At 52.3% G+C, this 26920-nt stretch carries 28 protein-coding genes and 2 tRNA genes; 21 read left to right on the top strand and 9 right to left on the bottom strand.

The window, feature by feature from the left end; genetic code table 11:
* Positions 1-11 precede the first annotated feature (11 nt).
* Positions 12-1031, bottom strand: coding sequence for an RNA-guided endonuclease InsQ/TnpB family protein (locus ACP5D4_RS08495; RefSeq protein WP_428011197.1), 1020 nt, complete (start codon positions 1029-1031; stop codon positions 12-14).
* Between the two features lie 28 nt (positions 1032-1059).
* Here ACP5D4_RS08495 and ACP5D4_RS08490 point away from each other — a divergent pair, with 28 nt between their 5' ends.
* A complete protein-coding gene (locus ACP5D4_RS08490) occupies positions 1060-1218 on the top strand; it encodes a ribbon-helix-helix protein, CopG family (RefSeq protein WP_428011196.1) in 159 nt (52 codons plus the stop codon).
* Positions 1219-1464: 246 nt separating this feature from the next.
* On the opposite strand, the gene ACP5D4_RS08485 is transcribed toward ACP5D4_RS08490, so the two are convergent.
* The 3 genes from ACP5D4_RS08485 to ACP5D4_RS08475 form a co-directional block, all read right to left on the bottom strand.
* Positions 1465-1833 carry a hypothetical protein gene (locus tag ACP5D4_RS08485; protein WP_428011195.1) on the bottom strand — a complete coding sequence of 123 codons (369 nt, stop codon included), beginning with the start codon at positions 1831-1833 and terminating at the stop codon, positions 1465-1467.
* A gap of 350 nt (positions 1834-2183) precedes the next feature.
* Positions 2184-2336: a hypothetical protein gene (locus ACP5D4_RS08480; RefSeq protein ID WP_428011194.1), complete on the bottom strand. Its 153-nt coding sequence runs from the start codon at positions 2334-2336 to the stop codon at positions 2184-2186.
* Between the two features lie 203 nt (positions 2337-2539).
* Positions 2540-4711: an S-layer homology domain-containing protein gene (locus ACP5D4_RS08475; protein WP_428011193.1), complete on the bottom strand. Its 2172-nt coding sequence runs from the start codon at positions 4709-4711 to the stop codon at positions 2540-2542.
* A 275-nt stretch (positions 4712-4986) separates the two neighbouring features.
* Between ACP5D4_RS08475 and ACP5D4_RS08470 the strand changes: the two genes are divergently transcribed.
* Entirely contained in the window at positions 4987-5787 is an 801-nt protein-coding gene (locus tag ACP5D4_RS08470) for an ion transporter (protein ID WP_428011192.1), read from the top strand.
* Between the two features lie 154 nt (positions 5788-5941).
* Here the strand turns inward: ACP5D4_RS08470 and purD are convergent, their stop codons facing one another.
* A complete protein-coding gene (gene purD, locus ACP5D4_RS08465; protein WP_428011191.1) occupies positions 5942-7219 on the bottom strand; it encodes a phosphoribosylamine--glycine ligase in 1278 nt (425 codons plus the stop codon).
* A gap of 204 nt (positions 7220-7423) precedes the next feature.
* On the opposite strand from purD, the gene psbQ reads away from it, so the two are divergent.
* Complete coding sequence (psbQ, locus tag ACP5D4_RS08460) at positions 7424-7885, top strand: photosystem II protein PsbQ (RefSeq protein WP_428011190.1); 462 nt, start codon at positions 7424-7426, stop codon at positions 7883-7885.
* Between the two features lie 129 nt (positions 7886-8014).
* On the opposite strand, the gene hemL is transcribed toward psbQ, so the two are convergent.
* Entirely contained in the window at positions 8015-9316 is a 1302-nt protein-coding gene (gene hemL / locus ACP5D4_RS08455; RefSeq protein ID WP_428011189.1) for a glutamate-1-semialdehyde 2,1-aminomutase, read from the bottom strand.
* 682 nt (positions 9317-9998) lie between these two features.
* Between hemL and hisB the strand changes: the two genes are divergently transcribed.
* The 4 genes from hisB (at position 9999) to grxC (ending at position 13294) form a co-directional block, all read left to right on the top strand.
* Positions 9999-10631, top strand: coding sequence for an imidazoleglycerol-phosphate dehydratase HisB (gene hisB, locus ACP5D4_RS08450; RefSeq protein ID WP_428011188.1), 633 nt, complete (start codon positions 9999-10001; stop codon positions 10629-10631).
* Between the two features lie 173 nt (positions 10632-10804).
* Positions 10805-11014: a hypothetical protein gene (locus ACP5D4_RS08445; RefSeq protein WP_428011187.1), complete on the top strand. Its 210-nt coding sequence runs from the start codon at positions 10805-10807 to the stop codon at positions 11012-11014.
* 197 nt (positions 11015-11211) lie between these two features.
* Positions 11212-12945: a GTPase HflX gene (hflX, locus tag ACP5D4_RS08440; protein ID WP_428011186.1), complete on the top strand. Its 1734-nt coding sequence runs from the start codon at positions 11212-11214 to the stop codon at positions 12943-12945.
* 85 nt (positions 12946-13030) lie between these two features.
* Entirely contained in the window at positions 13031-13294 is a 264-nt protein-coding gene (gene grxC, locus ACP5D4_RS08435; protein ID WP_428011185.1) for a glutaredoxin 3, read from the top strand.
* A gap of 63 nt (positions 13295-13357) precedes the next feature.
* Here the strand turns inward: grxC and xth are convergent, their stop codons facing one another.
* On the bottom strand, positions 13358-14149 hold the full coding sequence (xth, locus tag ACP5D4_RS08430; RefSeq protein WP_428011184.1) for an exodeoxyribonuclease III: 792 nt from the start codon (positions 14147-14149) through the stop codon (positions 13358-13360).
* Positions 14150-14380: 231 nt separating this feature from the next.
* Between xth and rsfS the strand changes: the two genes are divergently transcribed.
* From rsfS to ACP5D4_RS08400, 6 genes are all read left to right on the top strand, one after another.
* The gene (gene rsfS / locus ACP5D4_RS08425; RefSeq protein ID WP_428011183.1) at positions 14381-14791 is read left to right on the top strand and encodes a ribosome silencing factor; all 411 of its coding nucleotides are present in this window, start codon (positions 14381-14383) and stop codon (positions 14789-14791) included.
* Positions 14791-15291, top strand: coding sequence for a CGLD27 family protein (locus ACP5D4_RS08420; RefSeq protein ID WP_428011182.1), 501 nt, complete (start codon positions 14791-14793; stop codon positions 15289-15291). The genes rsfS and ACP5D4_RS08420 overlap by 1 nt, the downstream gene beginning before the upstream one ends.
* A 23-nt stretch (positions 15292-15314) precedes the next feature.
* Positions 15315-16262, top strand: a complete 948-nt coding sequence (locus tag ACP5D4_RS08415; protein WP_428011181.1) for an asparaginase — start codon at positions 15315-15317, stop codon at positions 16260-16262.
* Between the two features lie 105 nt (positions 16263-16367).
* A tRNA-Met gene (locus ACP5D4_RS08410) sits at positions 16368-16441 on the top strand.
* 193 nt (positions 16442-16634) lie between these two features.
* Positions 16635-16708 (top strand) — tRNA-Met (locus ACP5D4_RS08405).
* A gap of 221 nt (positions 16709-16929) precedes the next feature.
* On the top strand, positions 16930-18348 hold the full coding sequence (locus ACP5D4_RS08400; protein WP_428011180.1) for a slr1306 family protein: 1419 nt from the start codon (positions 16930-16932) through the stop codon (positions 18346-18348).
* Positions 18349-18468: 120 nt separating this feature from the next.
* On the opposite strand, the gene ACP5D4_RS08395 is transcribed toward ACP5D4_RS08400, so the two are convergent.
* The gene (locus ACP5D4_RS08395) at positions 18469-18948 is read right to left on the bottom strand and encodes a hypothetical protein (RefSeq protein ID WP_428011179.1); all 480 of its coding nucleotides are present in this window, start codon (positions 18946-18948) and stop codon (positions 18469-18471) included.
* A 167-nt stretch (positions 18949-19115) separates the two neighbouring features.
* Here ACP5D4_RS08395 and ACP5D4_RS08390 point away from each other — a divergent pair, with 167 nt between their 5' ends.
* A complete protein-coding gene (locus ACP5D4_RS08390) occupies positions 19116-20273 on the top strand; it encodes an iron-containing alcohol dehydrogenase family protein (protein ID WP_428011178.1) in 1158 nt (385 codons plus the stop codon).
* 36 nt (positions 20274-20309) lie between these two features.
* A complete protein-coding gene (locus ACP5D4_RS08385; protein WP_428011177.1) occupies positions 20310-21506 on the top strand; it encodes an aspartate aminotransferase in 1197 nt (398 codons plus the stop codon).
* 42 nt (positions 21507-21548) lie between these two features.
* Here the strand turns inward: ACP5D4_RS08385 and ACP5D4_RS08380 are convergent, their stop codons facing one another.
* Positions 21549-21746 (bottom strand): hypothetical protein, encoded by a 198-nt coding sequence (locus tag ACP5D4_RS08380; RefSeq protein WP_428011176.1) that lies wholly within the window; start codon positions 21744-21746, stop codon positions 21549-21551.
* Here ACP5D4_RS08380 and ACP5D4_RS08375 point away from each other — a divergent pair.
* The 6 genes from ACP5D4_RS08375 (at position 21745) to ACP5D4_RS08350 (ending at position 26397) form a co-directional block, all read left to right on the top strand.
* Positions 21745-23244, top strand: coding sequence for a type I restriction-modification system subunit M (locus ACP5D4_RS08375; protein WP_428011175.1), 1500 nt, complete (start codon positions 21745-21747; stop codon positions 23242-23244). The two genes, ACP5D4_RS08380 and ACP5D4_RS08375, sit on opposite strands and share 2 nt — an antisense overlap.
* Positions 23245-23255: 11 nt before the next feature.
* Positions 23256-23591, top strand: a complete 336-nt coding sequence (locus tag ACP5D4_RS08370) for a nucleotidyltransferase family protein (protein WP_428011174.1) — start codon at positions 23256-23258, stop codon at positions 23589-23591.
* Positions 23575-23913, top strand: coding sequence for a HepT-like ribonuclease domain-containing protein (locus ACP5D4_RS08365; RefSeq protein WP_428011173.1), 339 nt, complete (start codon positions 23575-23577; stop codon positions 23911-23913). Before ACP5D4_RS08370 ends, ACP5D4_RS08365 begins: the two co-directional genes overlap by 17 nt.
* A gap of 424 nt (positions 23914-24337) precedes the next feature.
* Positions 24338-24520 (top strand): hypothetical protein, encoded by a 183-nt coding sequence (locus ACP5D4_RS08360; RefSeq protein WP_428011172.1) that lies wholly within the window; start codon positions 24338-24340, stop codon positions 24518-24520.
* A 53-nt stretch (positions 24521-24573) separates the two neighbouring features.
* On the top strand, positions 24574-25752 hold the full coding sequence (locus ACP5D4_RS08355) for a restriction endonuclease subunit S (protein ID WP_428011171.1): 1179 nt from the start codon (positions 24574-24576) through the stop codon (positions 25750-25752).
* Positions 25753-26025: 273 nt separating this feature from the next.
* Positions 26026-26397 (top strand): endonuclease domain-containing protein, encoded by a 372-nt coding sequence (locus ACP5D4_RS08350; RefSeq protein ID WP_428011170.1) that lies wholly within the window; start codon positions 26026-26028, stop codon positions 26395-26397.
* Positions 26398-26920 lie beyond the last annotated feature (523 nt).

Here is a 26920-nt window from a genome sequence, read left to right as displayed (position 1 = left end):
AAATGCTTTCTCTAAGAAGCTTTCGAGACTTGCCACCTTAAGTGACCCGTACCAGCATTTGCAGCTTTGACTGAGAGAATTTGCAGGAATTGACCCCATCCGGCATCATGGGTAGACTTCGCCATTCGCGTTCTGGTAATACCCTTGATATTGAGCGCTTCATGCCCAATGTGCTTTCCTTTGCTTAACAGCTTTTTAGCTGTCTTGTAATGGAAGTCTTTGCGCTGATTGGCAACTTTTTGGTGGGCTTTAGCAACTCGCTTAACCGCCTTTTGACGACGGTTTGACCCCTTCTTTTTGCGAGACAACGAGCGTTGCAGACGCGCCAATTTCTTCTGAGCTTTACGGTAATGTTGAGGAATTGGAACCTCGCTACCGTCATCCACGATCAGAAAAGACTTCAACCCCATATCAATCCCGATGGTGTTATCCAGGGTGGGCAATTCGGGGCTGAGTTCTGGCACTGTTGAATTTTGCAGTGACAGGGTGATGTAGTAACCATCAGCCTTCCTGGTAATTGTTGCAGTCTTGATTTTGAACCCATCGGGGATAGGACGGTGCAAAATTAGCTTGAGCCTACCCAGCTTGGGTAGCTGAATAAACTTGCCGTCTATATGCTCCGGCTTGATTGGATCGGGGAATCCCAGTGACCGATAGCGCCCTTGTCCTTTGAAGCGGGGCTTACCGCTTCGCTTGCCGTTGCCATTACCCTTGAGCCAGCGTTCAAACGTTTTATCTACCCGTGCCATCACATCTTGTAGGGTATGAGACGGTAGCCCCTTGTATTCAGGAAACAGCTTTTTGGTGTTAACCAGATCGCGCTTCTGCGAATAGAGATTGGGGCGGTCTTTCAACTCTGGTAAGTGGCAGATGAGCGGACAAGTATTAACGTCGCAGCGATTCTGCTCCCACCAGTTAAACCGCTCTGCCAGCCGATAGTTATATTGGCGACGACAACGCTCTAGCCACTCGTCAACAGTGGACTGCTGTTCAGTAGTTAAGCGTAGTCGGTACTGGTAGGATATTCGCATGATATTACTGTAGTGCAAAAGCTACTACATGACAATGGCTAAAACGATATTAAATGTTAGAGTTGAAGAATCGGAAATGGAGCTACTTAAACACTATTGCCAACAGTCAGGCAGAACACAAACAGATGTTGTCAGGGAGTTAATCAGATCTTTGGGGCGAAAGATTTCTGACTTTACATCCAAGTAGTTGCTTGTTTCCTCCATCCCATCCTTCCTCGCCTGCGGCATTGGTCGGATGGGTGTCGTCACCTCGTGCGCATTCTTCCCGACGCTCACCCTAACGGGTAGAGCGCGGGGCTGCTGCTGTTAAAGCTCACTCTCTCCACTCTTTGCACTTTACACTTCATTCTTACCTAGCCTAACGCCCTCAGTTCGAGTGAGACACTGAGGGCGTTAGAGTCGAAGGCGATCTGTGGAGGTGGCTTCGACAAAATCAATCAACAGTCCAGGGAACTTCTTCTTCCTCTTGCTCTTGTAGAACTTGCTCTTTACGGCGCTCGTAAATATTCGTAAACGGTTCCACGGGCGGGGCGAAAGCTCCGACGCTGTGCGCTCGCCGCTGTTCGGGAACGATGACGCGCTTGATGAGGAAGTCGATGGTTTGCTGCTTCACCCAACCGCGATCGACGATGACTTCCGAAAACTTCTTACCCGTAACCTTTTGGTCGTAAACAGCCACTTGAATTTGACCGGGGCTGAGCAATCCCGCTTCGAGTAAGTACGCACCGAGACGTTTATTTCCCAAGCGCGAAGTCGGTAAATTCCGTTTTCTCGTAAGTTGAGACGGGTTTCGATCGTACATTGCTAAACCTTTTTGATAACTTGCGCCCCTCACACTTCGATCGAGTCGAGGAGAATCGGTCGATTTAGGAGATTGCCCTGACTGACCAACCTTCCAGATGGCACGCATCTAATGGGTTTGGCTTGCCCTGCGGCGATCGCGTTTCTTTACAACGGCGACGCTGCGATTTACTCGAGTTGGATAGATGACCTTTAACGAACTGCGTCGAGATATATTTTGTGCAGTTTTAGTTATTAACTCATTATAGATCCTAAATCGTTGCGTAGATACACGCAAGCAGAATTGTAATATTTTTTAACAAAAACCGAAATAAATGCCAGTGCGATCGCCCTCTTACGAGGGTTTTAAGCTTAAGCCGTGAGGACGAGAGAGCCAAAACGAACGCCATAGGAGTCGATCGCGCGATCGCCCCGACAAACTGTCACGTTTTCGATTTGATTCAGTAGAATCACAGGCAAAGTCACCCGTCCGTTTCCGGCCGTCAGAGAGAATCCGAAACTCAAACAGCAGTTTCTCTGAACTCATCCCCCCGACCCCCCGGGACCCTAAGAAGACGTGGTGAAGACGTTGTACAACCTCCCTGAGTCCCTCTCCAAGTTACCCAAACTCCGATCGATCGTCCGGACGCAGGAGAAAAAAACCCCGTAGCGGTCGCTATACCACAGCTACGGGGACGATCGAACTCAGGTTTAAGCCAAATTTCCGATTAAACCGTCACGATATACGGCGAATCCACCGCCGGAAGATCCCATTTACCCGCCTCGCGCAACGCTTGATAGACCATAGCCACCACCTCAGCCCGAGTTGCATCGCGATCGGGATACAAGCGATCGAGATCGGGATAATTCACCACGAACTGCTTCTGCGTCGCCGTCGCCACCGCCGCTTCCGCCCAAGTCGGAACCTCATCGCGATCGTTATATCGATTCAACAAATCCGACGTTCCCCCAGACAAATCCTGACCGTTCACCAGAGACAACAACACCTGTAACCGCGTCACGTTCAATCCCGGTCCGAAAGTATTTTCCGAAAAGCCCGAAAGAAATCCACCTTGATAGACCTTTTGAATAGCATCGCGGGCCCAAAAGCCACTCGGGACATCTTGGAACGTCGTCGCAGTCCGTTTCGGACGGGGATCGAACGCCGTCGCCAACACCGCCGCATACTGGGCGCGAGTCATCTTAGCATCCGGGCGAAAACTGCCATCGGGGAAGCCGTTGATAATACCTTTCCCCGAAAGTCCCAAAATAAAATCCTTCGCCCAGTGATTCTCGATATCAGAAAACGACGGCGTCGGCGTCGAAGTGGGTTTCACAATATAAGGAGAATCGATGGCCGGTAAACTGCCCTCATTCACCAACGCTTGATAGACCATCACCGCCACCTCAGCCCGACTCGCTTGAGTCATGGGATTGAGTTTGAAAACATTAGGATAGTTGACCACAATTTCCGCATCCGTGGCGTTGGCCACCGCAGTAGCCGCCCAAGACGGCACTTGCGAGGCATCTTGGAAGAAAGAGAGAATATTGAGATTGCCGCCGCTGAGTTCCAAACCGCTGTTGAGGGCCAGCAGAACTTGCAGGCGGGTCACGTTTTGCCCTGGTCGGAAGGTATTGTTGGGGAAACCGGCGATAAAGCCCATGCGGGTCACTTCCGTAATGGCGTCGTATCCCCAGAAATCCGGCGGAACGTCGAGGAAGGTTTTAGCATCGTTTTTCAAGGGTCGATCGAACGCTTTCGCCAACAACGCCGCAAATCCCGCCCGAGTGATGGGGGCGTCCGGCTTAAACGTACCGTCTCCCATACCGCTAACCAATTGGCGATCGAACAACGCCTGAATAAACGGTTCGGCCCAATGTCCAGCGATATCCGTCAACTCCGTTGGGGCGGGGGTGGGAGTCGGCGTTGGCGTAGGTGTGGGCGTAGGTGTGGGCGTGGGTGTAGGTGTGGGCGTAGGTGTGGGCGTAGGTGTGGGCGTGGGCGTGGGCGTGGGCGTGGGCGTGGGGGTTCCGCCATCGACGGCCACAAACTCCACCAACCCTTCAACCTTCGTCGGATTGAGTTGGTTGCCCGCCGAAACAAACGTCAGAGACGTAGCGTTTTGTAAATCTTTCTTGCCGTTATTTTGAAAAACGTTGCCGCCGGGGTCTTGGGCTTTACCCAAATCAGGGAAGGCCGACGAAATAGCCGAAAGACCGTAATCCGTGTTGTTTTCGATAATGTTCCCCCGCAACACGGGACGGGCGTTATAGTTCAGCAGAACGCCGTAACGGTTTTCCAGAATGTGGTTGTTGGCAATCAACGGCGCCGAATCGTCCCCGACAGAAATGCCCGTTCCCGTATTTTGACAGGTGTTGTTGCGAATTTCCCCCTTCGCTTCCCCAAGGAACCAAACCCCGTAAGAATCGTTTTGGACGAACAGATTGTTTTCGATGAGGGGTTTGGCGGTTCCCGAGGCGCGGACGCCCTCTCGCTTGCATAATGTAAACGTACAGTTGGCGACAGTGGGATTGGTTGATTGAATCCAAACGCCCGTACCGCGCGTTTCCGTATTCGAGATTTTGACCCCTCGCAGTTCCGTATCGCTTTCCAGCCAAAGGGCGACGGGTTGCGGTCCGGCGTTAGTGGAAGCGGTACCGCTACCCGAGATGAGGATATCTTTGCCTTGATTGCCTTCGTTTCCGACGAGTTTGACGCCAGTGGGAACCGTCAGGGGGAAGGTTTCGCCACTGCTTTCGGTATAGCTGCCCGGTGCCAGTTGAACCGTCGTTCCCGATGCGGCTTGGCTGAAGGCGTGTTGGATGGTTTTAAAGGGTTGGGAGGCGCTTCCGTCGGAAGCGTCGTTTCCGGTATTGGGGTTGACGTAAAGTGTCGTCATAAATCGTCCTTGAGTGATAGGCTTCGAGATTGGCGTCGCCTGTCGCAGACAGGCGACGGCGCAATGGATTTATTGCTAGTCTAAAATCTAGATCGCACTTCGAGGCTAGATTTTTGATGTGTTTTAACGAAAATCCATCGGCGAACGGCAAATTCTTCGGCGGACTGCGCCATCGCCTTCGGGGAACGGAGTTCTTTCGCGACTCGATTTAACGGTCGCTCTGTTGTCAAGGTTAGGGGTTACTTCGAGTCAAGCTGGGCGACGATGTAATGAAGATGACGGTTCGCGAAAAAATTGCCTTTTATCTCGACGACTTGGAAAGTCCGTTGGGACAAGCGATTAATTTGACGATCGCTATTCTCATTTTAGTTTCATCGGGTATTTTTGTGGCGGAAACCTATCCCATTTCAGAGGGGGTTTTACAAGAGCTTGAAATTTTAGATGCGTCGATTTTAATTGTTTTTGCGATCGAATATATCGTTCGTTTTTCCGTGGCGGGCGATCGCGTTCGTTTTTTATTCAGTCCGCTGTCTTTAATCGACCTATTTGTTATTTTACCTTTTTTTCTCGGAATCAACAGTCATAGCTTTTTTTTAATGTTTCGCTGGTTCCGGATGTTGCGAATCGTCCGTTTCCTCAATGTCGATTTTTTTATATTTCGCATCGGTAGCGATGAAAAACTAGAAGAACGATTTATTTTATTTCGGATTTTACTGACTTTATTTATTATAATATTCGTCTTTTCAGGATTAATTTACCAAGTCGAGCATCCCATCAATCCCGAAATTTTCGATACCTTTCTCGACGCCTTGTATTTCGCCATCGTCACCATGACGACCGTGGGATTTGGCGATGTCATTCCCTTTTCCGAAGTCGGTCGCTTGCTAACGATTTTAATGATTTTAACGGGGGTCGCGTTAATCCCCTGGCAAGTGAGCGAACTCGTCGAACAACTGGTCAAAAGCGGCAATCGCATTCAACTCGAATGTCCGGTCTGTCAGTGGTCGGCGCACGATGCAGACGCCAAATTTTGCAAGCGATGCGGTGCGAAACTGCCTGAAAATTCGACGAGTTAATCCTCCATTATTTTCTCCAATACAAAAAACCCGATCGCCGTTCGGACGGGAGAAGTCCTGATGCGATCGAGTTCGATTTCAAAAACCAATCTCGGTCTACCACCTCATATCGGACGCTCAGTCGATACGATTCTCTTCACCCTAGCCCAGAAGACTAGCGAATTCGGTAGCCAATATCACGGCGGTAGTAACAATTTTCAAACTCGATTTTCTCCACCGCTGCGTAAGACTTGGCGATCGCGTTCTCGAAATTTTCGCCCACCGCTGTCACACCTAACACCCGGCCGCCACTGGTGACGAGTTGCTGTTGTTTGACTTGAGTTCCTGCGTGAAACACGATCGCGCCCGTTTCTTCCGCCTCCGCAATCCCTGAAATGGGTTTTCCTTTTTCATAAGACCCTGGATAACCGCCGGACGCCATCACCACGCACACCGCCGCCCCGTCTTTCCATTCCAAGGGCGCACACTGTCCGAGGCGTTTTTCCACACAAGCCAACATCAACTCGTGTAACGGCGTTTCCAACAACGGTAACACCGCCTGAGTTTCCGGGTCGCCAAAGCGACAGTTAAACTCGAGAACCTTCGCCTCTCCTTCCGGCGTCACCATCAACCCGGCGTAGAGAACGCCACAATACTCGATTCCCCGGTTGCGCAAGGCGGCGATGGTCGGTTCGAGGATGTCCCGATGGACTTGCTGCACCTGTTCCGACGAAAGTACGGGAGTCGGGGCGTAAACTCCCATTCCGCCCGTGTTGGGTCCGGTATCCCCTTCGCCGATGGGTTTGTGGTCTTGGGCGGGTAACAAGGGAACGATGGTTTCTCCGTCCGTGAGGGCGAGAACGGAAACTTCCTGACCGGTGAGAAATTCCTCGACCACCAGGGTATTTCCGGCGTCGCCGAACTGCCCTTGGGCGATGTCGTCGATGGCCGAGAGCGCCTCTTCGACGGTTTGCGCCACGATGACGCCTTTTCCAGCCGCCAGTCCGTCCGCTTTGACGACGATGGGCGCCCCGACAGCTTTCACGTAATCTTTAGCGTCGTCGGCTTGGGATCGATCGAACGTCGCCGATTGCGCCGTGGGAATTCCCGCCTCTTGCATCAAGGCTTTCGCCCACGCCTTACTCGATTCGATTTGCGCCCCCGCCTTCGTCGGACCGAATACCGCAATCCCTTGTTCTCGCAGCACGTCAGTAATGCCCAAGGCCAAGGGCAGTTCCGGTCCGACGACCACGAAGGCCACCCCTTGCACTAAGGCAAACCGTGCGATGCCCTCGAAATCGTCTACCGACATCGCTAAATTCTGACATTTCGGCATCGTTGCCGTCCCGCCGTTACCGGGGACGCAAAACACCTTCGTCACTTTCTCCGATTGGAGTAATTTCCAAGTCAGGGCGTGTTCGCGCCCCCCGTTACCAACCACTAAAACTTTCACAAAGACCTCCTAGCTGCGATCGCCAGGTCTCTCATCACCCGTCTAACGTTCAATTTCAAGTTCGTCTGAGAATCTACCGCACTCCATTATGCCACGGGACGCGCCGACGAACCCTCGAGCCTTCGCCGTTTCTGACGCTCGCAAACAAGACCGCTGTGGCTGTATAAGATAAGGACAGTTGAATTGAAATGCGTGAAACTTCTGATGTTTATCTCACGATATCGATCGATTCTGTCTGGTCTTCTGGCCTGCGTCACCGTATTTCTGGTCAGTTGTGGCGGACCGACTACGGCGCAAGCCCCCACCTACACGCCGGAAACCCTCAAACGCATTGAGTCTCACGCCACCGAAGTCTCGCAACTGCGCGATCGCATGGGCGAACTCGAAGACCTCATCGAGGCCAGAGATTGGATTAATGTCGATACCTTCATCCACGGTCCTCTCGGAACCTTGCGACAGGAAATGAGTTTGATTAATCGCAATCTGCTTCCTGGGGAACAAAGCCAAGGGCGAGAGTTGGCGAGAACTCTCTTCCGTCATCTAGAGGCCATCAATTTGGCCGCGAAGCAAGAAGATTATGCGACAGCGGTGCAAAACTACCGCGAAAGTTTGGCGGATTTCGATGCCTTTTTAGATGTTGTTCCGACATCGGAAACCACGGGTTAAGTGAAAAATTAAGTAGCGGCGTTGCAGGAACGCCGCTACCGGAGAAATTTCGTTGTAACGGCACTCAGAACTTTGCTGAGTGCCGTTTGGCTTTGAAAATATCCTTGAAATTCGGAAGTTAGAGGGATTTTAAGACAAGGACTCTAACACTTCGCGAGCCGCCGTCACGGTACGATCGATATCTTCGTCGGTATGGGCCAAGGAGGTAAATCCAGCTTCAAACTGGGACGGTGCTAGATAAACGCCGCGTTCCAACATGCCGCGATGGAACTTACCGAACTTCGCTAAATCCGACGTTTTGGCATCGTCGTAATTGTGGACGGGGCCTTCGGTGAAGAACATTCCGAACATGGCGCTGAGAGAGCCGCCGCAAACCGTATGTCCGGTATCTCGCGCGGCTTGCAGCAGTCCTTGAGACAGTTTCTTGGTGATGCTGTCGAGTTGTTCGTAGGTTCCCGGCTTTTGCAGCAGTTCCAGGGTTTTGATTCCCGCCATCATCGCCAGGGGGTTCCCCGAGAGGGTTCCGGCTTGGTACATCGGTCCGGCCGGGGCTACCATCGACATGATATCGGCACGTCCGCCGTAAGCGCCCACGGGCAGACCGCCGCCGATGATTTTACCGAGGGTGGTCAAGTCGGGGGTCACGCCGAATTTTTCTTGGGCGCCGCCGTAGGAGATGCGGAAGCCCGTCATTACTTCGTCGAAGACCAACAACGCGCCGTATTCTTGGGTCAGTTCCCGCAATCCTTCGAGGAATCCCGCATCGGGGAGGATGAAGCCGGAGTTCCCCACTACGGGTTCGAGGATGACCCCTGCGATGTCTTCGGGGTTTTCTTCAAACAGGGCTTTGACCGCTTCGAGGTCGTTGTAGGGGGCGGTCAGGGTGTTGCTGGTGGCGGTTTTGGGTACGCCGGGAGAGTCGGGAAGTCCCAGGGTGGCAACGCCGGAACCGGCTTTGACGAGGAACATATCGGCGTGGCCGTGGTAGCATCCCTCGAATTTGATGACTTTTTCCCGTCCGGTGAAGGCACGCATTAAGCGCAGGACGGCCATGCAGGCTTCGGTACCGGAGTTGACGAAGCGCACCATTTCGATGCTGGGAACGGCGTCGATGACCATTTCGGCCAGGACGTTTTCGAGGTAGCAGGGAGCGCCGAAACTGGTGCCTTTGTCGAGTGTGTCCCGCAGGGCGCCGATGACTTCGGGGTGGGCATGTCCGCAGATGGCCGGGCCCCAAGTGCCGACGTAATCGATGTATTGGTTGCCGTCTACATCCCAAGCGTAGGCTCCTTGGACGCGATCGAACACGACGGGCTGACCGCCCACGGATTTGAACGCGCGAACTGGGGAGCTAACGCCACCGGGCATGAGCTTCTGAGCGGCGGCAAAGATTTCTTCCGATTTGCTGGTTTTTAGGGTCGTAGAAACCAAAGTACGCTCCTTCTCTAGGCTTTACAATCTGGACTGTTGCGATCGCGTTTTGTTTTTCTCGGAACTACTATCTTAGTCGAAATGTTGCCTCGGTTTATCGCGGTTGCGGGTTTACATTTCTTAAATGGGTCGTCAAAGGGCGCAGGCCGTCGCCTCGCGGTCTCTGGTCGGCTCTGAGTTGGCGTTTTAGAGGCTTTGTTGACGGGATGTCGGTTTTGTTGGGAATTTCTCACTTTTTCCGGTCGATCGATTGGCGATTGGGGGTCGATCGAATCTCGTCTCTGGGGATGACCTGGGACGGACGATCTGGCCGAGCAGAGGTTCGATGCTCGATATTCTCTTTTTTTATCTTCGATCGAGCGACTTTTTTAGTCTTAAGACAAAATTTTTTATATGCTTAAAAAATTTTGTCTTGTGCAAGATTTGTAATAATTGTTGTCGGTGTTAACTTGATTTGAGCTTCAAATTATACTTTTAAGCGTCTATTGTGTCTGTGTTTTCGAGCGATTCACAGTTTTCAAAAAACATAAAATCCACAAAAATTCAATCTTTTATGATAAGATAAAATACCAAATTAAAGATATAAAAAATACCGTCAAACCAAAGATAAGTCCAACAGAACCCGAGAACGGAGTAAAATGAAATCGTTCTGTTTACGCGAATCGCTACCCTAAAATCCTCCATGCAAACGAGTTCTACTCGCCCCGAAACCCCACTCGCGCCTACCGCACGCACCGCCTCCGTTCGCCGTACCACTGGAGAAACGGACGTACAAGTGACAGTCAATCTCGACGGAACGGGTCAGTGTAAAGCGGATACCGGAATTCCGTTTCTCGACCATATGTTGCATCAAATCGCCTCCCACGGACTCCTCGATTTGGAAGTGAAGGCGGTGGGAGATTGGGAAATTGACGATCACCATACGAACGAGGATGTGGGAATTACCCTCGGACAGGCGTTAGCGCAAGCGTTGAGCGATCGCAAAGGAATCGTGCGCTTCGGACATTTCGTCGCCCCCCTCGACGAAGCCTTAATTCAAGTGGCGTTGGACTTCTCCGGGCGTCCCCATCTCAGCTACGGTTTAGACATTCCCACGGAACGAGTCGGAACCTACGATACACAACTGGTGCGAGAGTTTTTCGTGGCGATCGTCAATCACGCCCAGATGACGCTACATATTCGCCAACTCGACGGGATTAACTCCCACCATATTATTGAAGCGACGTTCAAAGCCTTTGCGCGATCGATCCGCATGGCCACGGAAATCGATCCCCGTCGCGCCAGTACTATCCCCAGTTCTAAAGGGGTTTTGTAGGGAACAGTGAAGAGGGAACAGTCAATATCTCATCATCTCTTCTCCATGACTCTGTTAAGGTTTTTTGCAATCCTGCGAGTGTTCGGTCGGGTCGTGGTAACTTTTGACGAAGATTCAGCCCTAAATCAATCGCATTATTTAGCCGACGACGCCAAGTTTGGCAGGAGAACACTTTGAACGCACAAGCACGTCAACTCGAACAAACCGCATTACGCGAAGATATCCGTGACTATGTGGCTCATCTCCAGTTTCATATGACCTTGCAGGCGCGGAACCTGGTTCCGAACCTCTCGCAGGCGGCGGACAGTCGCGAACAACTCCTCCACAACGCTCAAGCGGAATTCGAGAAACAAGTGTCCCGACAGGCCAGCGAAAGCCTTTAAACGTTTCGACTCTCCATCAGACTTAATTTCAACTCCCCCCAGCGCGGCGATCGATCCTAAATTGGACGATGCCGCGCTTTCAGTCTCGATTTCCATCGATTTAAGACAATCTAAACAAACTCTTAAAACAGTATTAAGACAATCGAGGATTTCCCGAGTCAGCGGTCGATCGCGTCGCTAAAATAGATCCCACATTTGTGTTGTTGTTCGGGAGCCAGTTTCCTGGTTTAGCGCCTATTCATACCGTTCACGGTCAACTCCAAGGTCTCAAGCCCAGCCAACTCAAGCAACTTCAGCGGTTGTACCACCAACGTTTACCGGGCGATTGTCTGACGACACCGGAATTCGCCCAGCGTCTCGCCGCGATTTCCACCGATTTGGCCAAACCGGTCTGCGCCTACGTGAACCGACGGGGACAAGTCATTCGGGTGGGGGTGGGAACGCCGCGACAGACTCAAATTCCGCCCCTGGAACTCCCCCGGTACGGTGCCAGTCGTCTCAGCGGGATTCGTTGCATTGCCACGCAATTGAAAACCAATCCGCCGGGGACCTCTGCCTTGACGGCTATGGCTATTCAACGCCTCGATGCTTTAGCTACTCTCACGCTGACGGGTTCTGGATTCCGGCGACGGGGGGGCGGCGATGTGGGCTACGTCAAACAGGCTTATCTGGCGAATTTGGCTCCCAATACTCACGAAGCCAGTTGGACGGTTTCGCCACCGTTGAGTTTGGACGCCTTAGCCAGTCGCGATTTTCTGGCGATGGTGGAGGAACTTGAAGCGGAGTTTCAACGGGAATTCGTCGCCCAACAGGTGGAAGGCGATCGCGATCGCGTCTTGATCGTCGGTATGCGAACCGCCGAACTGGACGCCCAGCAGTTTGAAGATCGTCTGGCGGAAGTGGGACGATTGGTCGATACGGCCGGCGGTATTGTGCTGCAAACGCTCCAACAGTCTCGGTCTCGCCCCCATCCTCAAACGGTGGTGGGATCGGGGAAAGTGGACGAAATTGCTTTAACGGTGCAAACTCTGGGGGCGAATTTGGTCGTGTTCGATCGCGATCTCTCTCCGGCGCAAGTGCGCAATCTGGAAAAACGCATCGGCGTGCGGGTGGTCGATCGCACCGAAGTCATTCTCGATATTTTCGCTCAACGGGCCCAGTCTCGTGCCGGGAAACTGCAAGTAGAACTGGCGCAACTGGAATACAACCTGCCCCGTCTGACGGGACGAGGTCAAGCTATGTCTCGACTCGGGGGCGGTATCGGCACCCGAGGTCCGGGGGAAACTCAGTTAGAAACCGAACGTCGGGCGATTCAACGGCGGATTTCGCGCTTGCAACAAGAGGTCGATCGACTGCAAGCTCATCGATCGCGCCTGCGACAACAGCGACAACACCGAGAAGTCCCCTCAGTGGCCTTCGTCGGCTACACCAACGCCGGAAAATCCACCTTGCTGAACGTTCTCGCCAACGCCGAAATCTACACCGCCGACCAACTCTTTGCCACCCTCGATCCCACGACGCGCCGCATTGCGGTTACGGACGAGAATACTTCCGAAGTGCGTCAGTTCGTCCTCACCGATACGGTGGGATTTATCCACGAACTCCCCCCCGCCCTCATCGACGCTTTCCGCGCCACCTTGGAAGAAGTCACTGAAGCCGATGCGCTGCTGCACGTTGTAGATTTGTCCCATCCGGCTTGGCAAAGTCAAATTCGCTCGGTTATGGGCATTCTCTCTGATATGCCCGTGACGCCGGGTCCGATTTTGTTGGTGTTTAATAAAATCGATGCCGTGGACGGCGAAATTTTAGACTTGGCGGCGGAGGAATACCCCCAGGCGGCCTTCGTCTCGGCGACGGAAGGATTCGGTTTGGCAACGCTACGCCAGCGATTGTTACAACTGATCGATTATGCTGTCGTTGGAACGGGGTAAGGGTCGGATATCTCCCCTCGTGCGAACTTCTAAAATCTTGATAAAATTTAAAGAAGATTCATGACGATATATTGAGGAAGTTCTGATGTCGAAGGTAGAGATTTACACCTGGAGCCGCTGCCCCTATTGCATTCGCGCGAAAGCCCTCCTCGATCGCAAAGGGGTCGATTACCAAGAGTACGTCATCGACGGCGATTCTGAAGCCCGCGCTAAAATGTCCGAACGGGCGAACGGACGCACGAGCGTTCCTCAAATTTTCATCGATGGCTATCACGTGGGCGGTTGCGACGATTTACACGAACTCGACTATCACGGTGAGTTGGATTCGATGCTGCGAAAAGCTGCCTAGATTATCGATATTCTCGAATCGCTTCAGGAAACCCCGGTATTTCAATGATACCGGGGTTTTCGCTCAATCTTCCCACTCTACGATAACGGGTGTGTGATCGCTGGGTTTGGGGAGTTTTCGGGGTTCGACGTCGATGGTGCAAGAGATGGTTCGATCGAACAGTTCCGGGGTGAGATAGTGATGGTCGATGCGCCAACCGCGATTGCGGCGGAACGAGCCACCTCGGTAGTCCCACCAGCTAAAAATTCCCCCTTCTTCGGTAAACTTGCGAAAGGGATCGCGTAATCCTAGGCTGAGAACCTCCTGTAAGGCGTCCCGTTCGGCGGAGGTCGTGCCTACAATGGGTTTGTTACCGGGGGGCGTGTGAATGTCGCGATCGTCGGGGGCGATGTTGAAATCGCCGCAAATACATAAATGGTCGTATTTGTCAAGGGTGACTTCGATGTATTTTCGTAACACTTCTAGCCAGCGCAGTTTGTAACGATACTTGTCGCTGTCGTATTCGCCGCCGTTGGGAACGTAGAGATTGACGACCCGGACGCCGTTTAAGGTTCCGGCGATCGCCCGTTTTTGGTCGTCGAGATCGCCGACAATCGCCTCGGGAAGCAACGCACCGAAGCCAATTTCCACGTTGTCGAGGGGAGTGCGACTGAAGAGGGCGACGCCGTTGTAAGATTTCTGTCCCGAACAGTAGACGTGGCGTCCGATGGACTCGAAGGGTTCGCGGGGAAAGTCTTCATCGACGACTTTGGTTTCTTGAACGCAGAGCAAATCCACGGGATTGGCATCGAGCCAATCGCACACGAGCGATCGCCGGGTTCGGATAGAGTTGACGTTCCAAGTCGCGATTTTCATAAGACTTCGTTACGAGGCCGAGAGGGGGGCGAGAAGACGATTCGAGAGTGCGATCGCCCCAGCAATTCCGGCACATCTTTGTTAGGATATCAGCAAAAATCAGATAATAATATTTAATCGCCAACCTTGTCACGCCGTTCTCGGTCAATGGGTTGTCAGAGAACGGTTTGACGGCGATCGCTGTAGTCCCTACCTCAAGAGTGAATGACCGATACGTCTCAAACAAACGCGATGTCTTTTCCCCCCGTCGCCTCGGAGGTCGATCGCGATGCGGAAAGCTACCGTCTGGCGATGTTAGCCGCCGAAGCCGCTGAAGATCGCAAAGGCTCGAATATTGTGGTCTTGCGCGTTGAAGAAGTCTCTTACTTGGCAGATTACTTCATCATCGCCACTGGGTTTTCTCGGGTGCAGGTTCGCGCCATCTCCCAGTCGATCGAAGATAACGTGGAAGAGAACTTAGAGCGTAAGCCGCTGCGAGTGGAAGGACAAGCAGAAGGAAACTGGGTGTTGATGGACTACGGAGACGCCATCGTTCACGTTTTGATGCCCGAAGAACGGGACTTTTACAATCTCGAAGCCTTTTGGGGACACGCCGAACGGATCGATATTCCCCAATCTGACCCTGACTCCCCGGATGTGTGATGTACGATTTGGATATCTCGGTTTGCCCGGTTCCGGAAGAGCAACGACCGATTAACGAATATCAAGCCCTGAAAGAGTCTTGCTTGTTTCGATCGAGTCACGGAACCCTGTCGAAGTATATTAAAACCTTGGCTTGGATTTGGCTGCCGAGTTGGGCGATCGCCGGTCCCGTGGCCGCCGCCAGTTTCGATCCTGCCAAACATCCCGTACAGTTCGCCCTCGGTGCCAGTGCCGGGGCGAGTGTTTTTCTGGTGCTGGCACTGGTACGGTTGTATTTAGGCTGGAAATACGTTCGCGATCGCCTCGAGAGTCCCGTCGTTGAATATGAAGAGTCTGGCTGGTACGACGGGCAAACTTGGACGAAAACCTCGGAAATTCTAGCCCGCGATCGCCTAATTGCCGCTTATCAAATCGATCCGGTCTTAAAACGCTTGTATCGAACCTTCGGCGTATTAGGATTGTCGATCGTGGCCGGCGCGATCGGTTGGCTCGTCGCCTAACGCAATCTTCGCAGTACAGGTTTATGGCAAAACGACATCACACTCACGCGATTGAAGTTCAATTATTAAGGGAAGGCATCGTCGAATCCAAGCACCAAGTCCAGGCGGTGGTGTGCGATCGCCGGGGTCGCGTTCTCTCGGTGGCAGGAGATCCCGAATTCGGCAGTTTTATTCGATCGGCGCTCAAACCCTTTCAGGCTCTCGCCGTCACCTCAAGCGGCGTGATGGAGCGTTACAACCTCAGCGATCGAGATCTGGCAATTATGTGCAGTTCTCACCGAGGCACCATCGAACAAGCCAGACAGGTGTTTCGCATTCTCTGGCAATGTGCGATCGAACCCGACCAACTCCAATGTCCCACTCCCGCCGGGAAGCGATCGCCCCTCGAACATAACTGTTCGGGAAAACACGCCGGAATGCTGGCGGTGTGCCAACAGCGACAGTGGCCGCTGACGACTTATCTCAAGCGCAACCACCCCGTTCAATCCTTGATTTTGGGCAAAGTCGCCGAACTGCTGCATATGCCCCCAGACGAGTTTATCGGAGCGCGGGACGATTGCGGTGCGCCCACCTATTTCATGCAGCTCAATCAAATGGCGTCTCTGTTCGGTCAACTGGCCTCGGGGGACAATCTGGATATGGAACGCATCGTCCGCGCCATGACTCACTATCCGGAACTGGTGGCGGGAGAAGGGCATTTCGACACCGAAGTCATGCGCCTGAGTCAAGGGGAACTCGTCAGTAAATCCGGTTCCGAAGGCATTCAATGTATCGGTCGCATCGGTCAGGGCATGGGATTGGCGATTAAAGTGGCCGATGGTTCTAAACGGGCGAAATACGCCGTCGCCATTCAGCTAATTCGCCAACTGGGTTGGCTCGAACCCGAAATTGCCGATACCCTCGCCGAGCGGTTTTGCGTCCTCAGCCACTTCAAACGCTTGACCGTCGAAGGAGAACTGGCGATGCTGTAACGTCCTCGATACGGGGCGATCGAGCAATTCTGAAAGCGTTCTCGAAAAAAAATTGCTCGAGAACTTGCGGGTTTTCCCACCAACGATGTATGATGGAAGATACGTCGCGGGATAGAGCAGTCTGGTAGCTCGTCGGGCTCATAACCCGAAGGTCGGTGGTTCAAATCCGCCTCCCGCCATTTGTATTTTCATCTGTAGGAGTGTTTCTTTCAACACTCCTTCTTTATTGTTATCAAGATTTTTGTCAACAGCGGTTACTTCCAACGTGAAGAGATTACCGATAAGGTCTTTTATTCAATTTTCAATCGTTCTAAAAAAAATTGCTTGGGGGTTGCAATTTTATAAAAATTGAGTTTATAATGGAAAATACGTCGCGGGATAGAGCAGTCTGGTAGCTCGTCGGGCTCATAACCCGAAGGTCGGTGGTTCAAATCCGCCTCCCGCCATTTTTAAAAAGCCTCGTAGTTTGAAACTGCGGGGCTTTTTGATTGGCCGAACGTTGAAACAGGAAATGAAACACGATAGGAAGCGAGAGGCTTGGGAGCTGTTCGATCGCTGTCCTAACGACCCGAGAGAGGGAAGGGACACGGTAGTATAGGGGTATACGAACGGCCTTCGGGGCGTAGAAAACTTTATAACGAAAAGTAGTGTAGGTATGGCAGGGACGTTGAAACGACCGATCCTAATCGGGGGAATCAGTCTTTCCTTCGCGTTGTGGTTGCTCGAAAGCCTCGATCGATCCGTTGGAGAGTTTGGCGAATGGGGGGTTTTGGGACTCATCGCCGTCGGTGCTGGGGCGTGGTGGTTCAAGCAGCGATCGCCCGAACCGCTACCGGAAATCGTTCCAGAAACGATCGCGCGATCGAACGCCGAACAAGCTCTCAACCAAGCGAAAACCCTCCTTGATCGCTTATCCGAAGAAAGCGAAACCCCTTGCGACGATCTCCAACAGCGTTGGACGCAACTGCACGACAATCTCGATCGCACCGACGTCAAACTCGCCCTCGTCGGCCGTAAAAACGTCGGAAAAACTGCTTTGGCGAAGGTATTGCGCCAACAATGGCTGCAAAATAAAGATCGAGTCGAAATCGAGGAAGTTCCTGCCTTTTTCCGCCACGACGAAGCCGACAATCTCCAAGATGCCCTCACCGCCGATTTAGTGGTGTTCTTGATTGACGGCGACCTCACCGACAGCGAACGTCAAGTGTTGCAACAACTGCGCCAGCAGCGACAAACCGTCCTTCTGGCGTGGAACAAAGGCGATCGCTACGATCGACCCGAACAGGATGCCCTAGTCGATCGCGTTCGCAGCCACGTCGCCCAAATTCTCGATGAAGACTGCGTTTGCACCGTCGCCGCCGCCCCCGATGCGATCGAAGTACGACGCCACCAAACCGACAACACCGTTGTCAGTCGCCGCGAAACCCCCGAACCCGAAATTTCAGACTTAACTCGAATTCTCGATCGTCAATTGGCGAACCGTTCTCCCCTCGTCTGGGGAACCGTCTACCGCCAAGCGCGACTTTTCAAAAACGACGTAAAAACTCGCCTCAACGCCGTTCGTCGCGATCGCGCCTTACCCATCATCACTCAATATCAATGGGTTGCCGCCGCAACCGCCTTCGCTAACCCCGTCCCCGCCCTCGATTTATTGGCAACCGGTGCCATTAGCGCCCAACTCGTCCTCGATTTAGGCAATCTCTACCAACAGCGATTGTCCTTGCAACAAGCGCAAGCCGCAGCGGGAACCTTGGGCAGCCTTATGGTGAAACTGGGACTGGTGGAACTTTCGACGCAACTCGTCAGTACCGCCCTCAAACACAATCCCGTTACCTTCGTCGCGGGGGGAACCGTCCAGGGTCTCAGCGCCGCCTATTTAACCCGTATCGCCGGATTGAGCTTGGTGGAATACTTCGAGCAGCAGGAGGTGGAAAACCCCGCTACGTCGGTCGATGGCGAGCGTTTAGGCAGCATTCTGCAAAGCGTCTTCAACAACAACCAACGCATGACCTTCGTGAAATCTCTGGTGCGTCAAGGGATCGATCGATTCTCTGCCAAATCCCCCGAAGATGTGGTGATGGGATGATGGGGTGATGTGTCGGTGGGGTGATGTGTCGGTGGGGGCGGTGCGTGACGCGGTAACATCCCATTGACCGGAGTTCGGCCACATTTTCCGGCCGCGTCACACACCCTACAAATTCTCATCTCACGCCAAATTCGGGGGAATGTTCGATTTTTTCTGTTGTAAATAGCTTTGCAGTTGCAGGCGGACGGCGCGTTGAACCTCTTCCCGTTTGACTTCCGTACCCGTTTCGCGGTTTCCCGGTATTTCAAAGAAAATCAAACTGTCCACTCGATCGAACGCTAACATCTGAAACAACAAATGCGTCACAGGAAGCGGGGCGGCGACGAGTTCCCGTTCCGCCGTCTGAGGGCGACTGGCGCGAGCGTCTTCGAGAGAGGGAAATCCATACACCACCGATTTCTCTAAATCGGGATTGGCGCGGTTGCTCAACGTCGTCGTCAACCAATTGCCATCGGGAGTTTGTAAAATATAGTACTCGCGGTGTCGCAGTTGCTCGGCGAGGGCTTTCAAAACTGGCGCGATCGCCTCGATCGCCTGGGGAGTCGAGCCGTCGCGGGGGGCGTTCTCAATAAGCGTTTGAATTTGCGTGTCTAAACTCATACCTGGAAAAAAGTTCCGTCAGAACAGCCGTTCTCGCCGAAAACCCTGAAGATTTTCAAACGAACGCCGTTAGCCGAGCGAGCGTTTCCGCTATCCTACCCACAACCACCATACACGATCGCCTCGCCTCGGCGAGACCGCTCGATCGACGTCACTGTTAACACGCTATGCCCGAATCAGTCACGACTCAAACCCCATCCTACACCGCCTTAAGCGTCGCCCCCGCCCAAGTGTTGCGCGGAGACGGCATCCTCTCCCAAATCGCCGAACCCGTCGCCCGACTCGGACGGCGTCCCATCGTCGTAGCCGGCCATCAGACGTTAGAACTCGCCCGAGAGCGCGTTTGTCCAGTTTTAGAACGCCACAAACTCGCCGTCGCCAGCACCTCCTACGGCTGCGACTGCGACGAAACTGGCTTAGCGGCCATGGAAGAGGCCGTGCGATCGCACGATGCCGATGTCGTCGTCGGCGTCGGTGGCGGAAAAGCCCTAGACGCCGCCAAACTCCTCGCCCATCGCAGCCAACTCCCCATCGTCACCATTCCCACCTCCGCCGCCACCTGCGCCGCCTGGACGGGACTTTCTAACGTTTACACCTGTGAAGGAGCGTTTCGCTACGACGTTCCCCTCGCGAAATGCCCGGACGTACTCGTACTCGACTACGACCTCGTTCGCAGCGCCCCCCAACGGACCCTCGTGGCCGGAATCGGAGACGCCCTCGCCAAATGGTACGAAGCCTCGGTCAGTAGCGGCAGTTCCGATCGCACCCTCATCGTCGCCGCCGTCCAACAAGCGCGAGTTTTGCGCGATATCCTCCTGCAAAAATCCGCCCAGGCGATCGCCGAACCGGGAAGCCCCGCATGGCGCGAAGTGGTCGATGCCAGCGTCCTCATGGCGGGCGTCATCGGCGGACTGGGGGGCGCTCAATGCCGTACCGTCGCCGCCCACGCCGTCCACAACGCCCTCACGCACCTCTTGGAAAACCGCCAAACCATCCACGGCGAAAAAGTCGCCTTCGGCATCCTCGTCCAACTGCGCCTCGAAGAAACGGTGCAACAAAACCAACTGGCCGCCGCCGCCCGCCAACAACTGCTGAAGTTCTACGATGAAATCGGATTGCCGAAAACCTTAGCCGATTTAGGCATGGGGGAAATTTCCCTATCGGAATTAGAACGGGCGGCCGAGTTGTCCTGCGTTCCCGAATCGGATATCCATCACTTGCCGTTTCCCGTCGAACCCGCTCAGGTTATGGCGGCCATGGTTTCCACTACCGCATCTTGTCTGACTTGCGGCGCGTCGATCGATCGATCGCCCCTCAAAACCTGATAGAGTAAAAGGTCTGTTCTTCGTCCACGTTCCCCAATGGTTTTGGATTGGATCGGCCCGGCGGATCGGGTGCAAGCATTACCTCCCTATGTGTTCGCGCGTCTCGACGAGTTAAAAGCGCGAGCGCGAGAACAGGGATTGGATTTAATCGATTTAGGTATGGGCAACCCCGACGGTGCCACCCCCGAACCCGTCATTGAAGCGGCGGCGAAAGCGTTACGCGATCCGGCCAATCACGGCTATCCTCCCTTTGAGGGAACGGGCAGTTTTCGACGCACGATCGCCACTTGGTACGAGCGGCGCTACGGTGTCAAACTCGACTCTGAAGGGGAAGCGTTACCCCTGCTTGGTTCGAAGGAAGGACTGACGCACTTAGCCCTGGCATACCTCAACCCCGGCGATTTAGTTCTCGTGCCGAATCCGGCTTATCCGGCGCACTTTCGCGGGCCGCTGATTGCTGGGGCGCGGGTTCACAGCATTATGTTGAAGCCCGAAAACGACTGGGCGATCGACCTCAATTCGATTCCCGAAGACGTGGCGCGGGAAGCGAAGGTGATGTATTTCAACTATCCCAACAATCCCACGGGAGCCACGGCGCCGCGCGAGTTTTTTGAAGAGGTGGTGGCCTTCGCCCGTCACTACTCGATTCTGTTGGTTCACGATTTATGCTACGCCGAGTTAGCCTTCGACGGCTATCAACCGACGAGTTTGTTGGAAATCGACGGCGCGAAAGACATCGGCGTGGAATTCCACACCCTCTCGAAAACTTACAATATGGCGGGGTGGCGCGTCGGCTTCGTCGTGGGCAATCGTCACGTGATTCAAGGGTTGCGAACCTTAAAAACTAACTTGGATTATGGTATTTTTGCCGCGTTGCAGTCGGCGGCGGAAACTGCGCTGCAATTGCCGGAAACCTATTTAGAACAGGTTCAAAAACGATACAGCGGTCGTCGAGATTTCTTGATTTCTGGCTTAAAAAAACTCGGTTGGACTGTTAGAAAACCCTTGGCAGCAATGTATTTATGGGTTCCCTGTCCTCCCGGAATGGGTTCGACGGATTTCGCACTGACGGTTCTGCAAAATACGGGCGTTGTGGTGACGCCGGGGAACGCCTTCGGTGAGGGCGGTGAAGGCTTCGTGCGGATTAGTTTGATTGCGGATACAGAGCGACTGCAAACGGCGCTCGATCGCCTCGAAGAAGCCGGAATTCGCTTTGACGCGAAGCTGGCGTAAATTGATTTAAACGGGGTGCGATCGCTCCCCTTTCAAGAATTCTCAAAATTCCAACAATCCCAAAAACCCCGTAGATTCCTTATTACGGTGACGCCGACAGGCTACGGCGGGGGTGGGAAAATTGGGATGCAAGACTGAAGAGAAGGTGAGAGAATTAGAGATTGGCGATCGCAGAATTCCCCGCAACCCTTCTCTAAGGCAGGCAACGGGGAGGTAAGACAAAGGACGAAACCGCTCCATGATTACAGGCGAACTGAAAGGAAAAGTCGATAAACTCTGGACGCACTTCTGGAACAACGGCATCAGCAACCCGATTTCGGTCATCGAGCAAATTTCTTACCTGCTGTTTATGCGGCGACTCGACGACGAGGAAATCAACAAAGAGAATAAGGCGCGGCGAATTCGCAAGCCTGTCAACAATCCGACTTTTTCGCCAGAACAGCAGGATTGTCGTTGGTCGAAGTTTCGGGAACTCAACCCCGAGGAGAAGTTGGCCACGGTTCGCGATCGCGCGTTTCCGCTGATTAAGAATCTCGGCGGTGCGGCTTCTGAGAGTGCTTACGCCAAACACATGAAAGAGGCGGTGTTTCTGATTGCATCTCCGGCACTGCTGTCTCAAGCCATCGAGCAAATCGACAATATTATCGACGGAATTCAAGAACAGGCGAGGAATTCCCCCGATGAGAGTTACGTCGATTTGATGGGCGACCTCTACGAGTATATGCTCTCGAAGCTGAGCCAAGCGGGGACGAACGGGCAGTTTCGCACGCCGCGCCACATCATTAAGTTGATGGTGGAGTTGATGGAACCGACCGAGAGAGAGGTGGTTTGCGACCCGGCTTGTGGAACGGCGGGGTTTTTGGTCGGCGTGGCGGAATACTTGAACAAGCGCAAGCAATCGGAGTTGATGGCGTCGGAAAACCGAGAGCATTTCAAGAGTGGGATGTTCCACGGCTTCGATTTCGACGGGACGATGCTGCGAATCGGTTCCATGAACATGATGCTTCACGGCATCGAAAATCCCACCATCGAGGCGCGGGATTCCCTTTCGGAAGACCACGCCAGCGTTGAGGAGGCGTTTACCCTGGTGCTGGCGAACCCGCCCTTTAAGGGGTCGGTCTCGAAGGATAGTATTGCCAAGGATTTAACCCAGGTGGTGAAGACCACGAAAACCGAATTGCTGTTTGTGGCGTTGTTCCTGCGCTTGCTGAAGCTGGGGGGACGCTGTGCGGCGATCGTGCCGGATGGGGTGTTGTTCGGGTCGTCGCGGGCGCACAAGGCGATTCGGAAGGCGCTGGTGGAAGAGCATAAGTTAGATGGGATCCTGTCGATGCCGTCGGGGGTGTTTAAGCCCTATGCAGGGGTTTCGACGGCGATTCTGATGTTTACGAAGACGGGGGCGGGGGGAACGGATAACGTCTGGTTCTACGATATGGAGGCGGACGGGTTTTCGTTGGACGACAAGCGGCAACCGGTGGAGGAGAACGATATACCGGATATTTTGGCGCGGTGGCAGTCGCGGGATGCGTCGAAGGAGGGCGATCGGAAGGGTAAGGCGTTTTTTGTGCCGAAGGCGGAGATTGTTGAAAATGGTTACGATCTTTCGATTAATCGGTACAAAGAGATCGAGTATGAAGAGGTGGAATACGATCCGCCGTTGGAGATTTTGGGGCGGTTACGATCGCTTGAGGCTGAGATTTCGCGGGATCTTGATGAGCTTGAGGGGATGTTGAAATGAGTGATGTTGAAATGAGTATAAATAGCACGACAACAGTTTTGCCGGTGGGTTCTCGGGCGGAGGTTTGGGAACGATTGCGGCAAAATTCGGAGGCGATCGCGGGGTTTGGGGTGTCGCGGTTGGGGGTGTTTGGTTCGTTTGTGCGGGATGAGGCGACGGCGGAGAGTGATGTGGATGTGTTTGTGGAGTTTGAGCCGGGGATGAAGACGTTTAATAATTTTATGGATTTGGTTTTTTTCTTAGAGGATTTGTTGGGTCGCCGGGTTGATTTATTAACTCGTGCATCGTTAAGTCCGATTTTTGGTCACAAGATTTTAGCAGAGGTGGAATATGTCTCATTGTCCTAAGGATTTTTTGGGTCATATTTTGATAGAAACGGCGTTTATTTTGGAGATTTTGCCAGGGTTAGATCGGGATTCTTTTGTTGAAAATGGGACGTTAACACGGGCGGCGATTCGCAGTTTGGAGATTATTGGAGAGGCGACGAAGAATTTACCGGATGAGTTTAAGGGAAGATATCCTCATATTCCTTGGCGGCGTATGGCGGGGATGCGCGACCGGTTGATTCATGGTTATTTTGGGGTGGATTATGATGTGGTTTGGAATGTTATTACTCAGGAGGTTCCACAGTTACATGATGATATTAGTGAGATCGCAAAACTGGCTTAGATCTAAATTATTGTTGGACTTGCAGGAGGCAAAAGAAATTTTAGAGTCATGAAATATATAGAACTACAACAAGCTGCTAATGTAATAAGTGGGTTTGCATTTAAGAGTGAAAACTTTCAAGATAAAGGCATGCCAGTCATCAGAATTGGTGACATAAAAGAAGATAGGACTATAGCGATAGACTTATGTAAATCAATAGATCCTATTTTGTGCCGAAGGCGGAGATTGTTGAAAATGGTTACGATCTTTCGATTAATCGGTACAAAGAGATCGAGTTTGAAGAGGTGGAATACGATCCGCCGTTGGAGATTTTGGCGAAGTTGCGCGGTCTTGAGAATGAGATTCGGGGGGATTTGGACAAGCTTGAGGGGTTGTTGAAAGGCGAGTGATTTTGCGGTAATGAGGACGTTGGTGAGGTTGATTGATGTTGGATTTAAAACCGATTAAGACAGAAGTAGATTACGATCGAGCTTTGTTAGAGATAGAACGGTTGTTTGATGCGCCGCTCGGAACGCCGGAGGGCGATCGATTGGAAATTTTGACGATGTTAGTAGAGGCGTATGAGATGAAGATGGAGCCGATCGAGCGACCAAAACAAAGGGATTAAAAATTAGCTTTTCTCGAATTTCGATTGACTTGAATAGTTGACAAAATAATATAATGTACAAAATAGTAAAACTGCAAGATATTTCTGAATCTATAGATTACGGATTCACGACAGCCGCAAAAAATCTAACAGAAGGTTCGCGGCTGCTTCGTATTACTGACATTCAAAATGACTCAGTTGATTGGGACAGTGTTCCTTTTTGTGAATGTAGCGAAAAAGATATTGAAAAATACTCACTTAAATATGGCGATATCGTTTTCGCTCGAACCGGAGCCACCACAGGGAAAAGTTTTTTGATTCGCAATTGCCCAGATAATTCTGTTTTTGCTTCTTACTTGATTAGAGTTAGACCTTCAAAAGAAATCGATCCTATATTTTTGTCAAGATTTTTTCAATCTTCTAGCTACTGGCATCAAATCACACAAAATCAAACTGGCACAACCCAGCCAGGTGTGAATTCCACTCGATTAAAATCCCTAAAAATTCCTCTACCCCCGATCGCAGAACAAAAACGGATCGCGGAGATACTCGATAAAGCCGATGCGGTGCGGCGGAAGCGACAGGAGGCGATTCGGCTGACGGAGGAGTTACTGCGATCGACTTTCTTGGATATGTTCGGCGATCCCGTCACCAATCCGAAAGGATGGGATGTTGTTAAACTTGGATCTACCTGCCATGTAACTAAATTAGCTGGTTTTGAGTATACCGAACATATTAACTATAAAGATTTAGCTGAGTCGAATGATGTGATAGCTCTACGTGCTTTAAACATAAAGAATGGAAGACTAAAGCTAGATAAAGTTAAATTCATAGATCGCTCAACTTCTGATAAACTGCCCCGATCTAAACTATATTCTGGTGATGTTGTAATGACATATATTGGGGTAAATATTGGAGATGTTGCAGTCATTGAGCAAGACGATCGATTTCATCTTGCTCCTAATGTTGCAAAGATTACACCCTCAAACTTAGACTCACTTTATCTTGTGTGGTTCCTCAAGTTTCAAAAAAGTCAGTTTGCAAAAAGCATGACTAATACTGCAAAACAAGCTTTAAATATGTCAAAAATAAGAAACATTTCTTTGTTGGTTCCACCACAAGATAAACAAAAAAAGTTTGCTTGTCTTGCCGAGTCAGTTGAGGCAAAAATTGCCAATCATAGTGCAGCACTTCAAGAATCCGAAAACCTATTCAACTCTCTCCTTCAACGTGCTTTTCGTGGCGAACTCTAACCCCACAACTGACCCATTACCTCCCCCCTTCAAAAGGGGGGACAGAGGGGGGATAAAACAGCAGACTCCCCGAGGGAATCCCCCCAACCCCCCTTGCTAAGGGGGGCTTTTGAAGGGGGTTTTTGAAGGGGGGCTTTTGAAGGGGGGCTTTTGAAGGGAGGCTTTTAATGGGGGTTTTTGAAGGGGGCTTTTGAAGGGGGCTTTTGAAGGGGGCTTTTGAAGGGGGGCTTGGGTTGGGAAGCTTGAGTTAAATAGAGTTGGTAAGAGCTTAAGATGAAACGATTGACGGAAGGAAAATACTTTTTACCCTACGATCGCAGCCTCGTCGAACGTGCTAAGGAAATGCGTAAAAATCCCACCGCAGCCGAGCGTAAACTCTGGCAGTTTCTTAGAACGTTTCCCTTCAAAATGTGGCGGCAAAGACCGATCGATCGCTTTATTGTTGATTTTTATTGTCCTAGGCTAAAACTGGTTATTGAGGTAGATGGCGCACAACATTTTACGCCAGAGGGTCGAGAACGCGATCTTCAACGCACTGCTCGACTTGAAAGTTATGGTCTCAGGGTCATCCGGTTTACGAATGCTGAAGTTCTTGATGAGTTTGATGCGGTATGCGAGGTGATTTCTCAATACTTTACTTTTTGAGGGAATCCCCCCTCAGTCCCCCCTTGGGAAGGGGGGAGGTGGTTGAAAGGAAAGTCCCCTTGCTAAGGGGGAGGTGGTTGCAAGGAAAGTCCGCTTGGCGAGTATGTCAACCAACTCAAAGCCCCCCTTTAAAAGGGGGGTTGGGGGGATGCAACCCTTGTTTATCCCCCCTCAGTCCCCCCTTGGGAAGGGGGGAGGTGGTTGCAAGGAAAGTCCCCTTGCTAAGGGGGAGGTGGTTGAAAAGAAAGTTCCTTTGGGGAATCAGTCAGCTCATCCAAAGCCCCCCTTTAAAAGGGGGGTTGGGGGGATGCAACCCTTGTTTATCCCCCCTCAGTCCCCCCTTGGGAAGGGGGGAGGTGGTTGCAAGGAAAGTCCCCTTGCTAAGGGGGAGGTGGTTGAAAGGAAAGTCCCCTTGGCAAATATATCAGCTAACCCAAAGCTCCCCTTGGCGAGTATGTCAACCAACCTAAAGCCCCCCTTTAAAAGGGGGGTTGGGGGGATGCAACCCTTGTTTATCCCCCCT

The organism is Baaleninema sp., assembly GCF_049974805.1.
Classification (GTDB): Bacteria; Cyanobacteriota; Cyanobacteriia; order Cyanobacteriales; family Geitlerinemataceae; genus Baaleninema.
The sequence above is the reverse complement of the archived record's forward strand: the minus strand, read 5'-3'. Positions and strand labels throughout refer to the sequence as shown.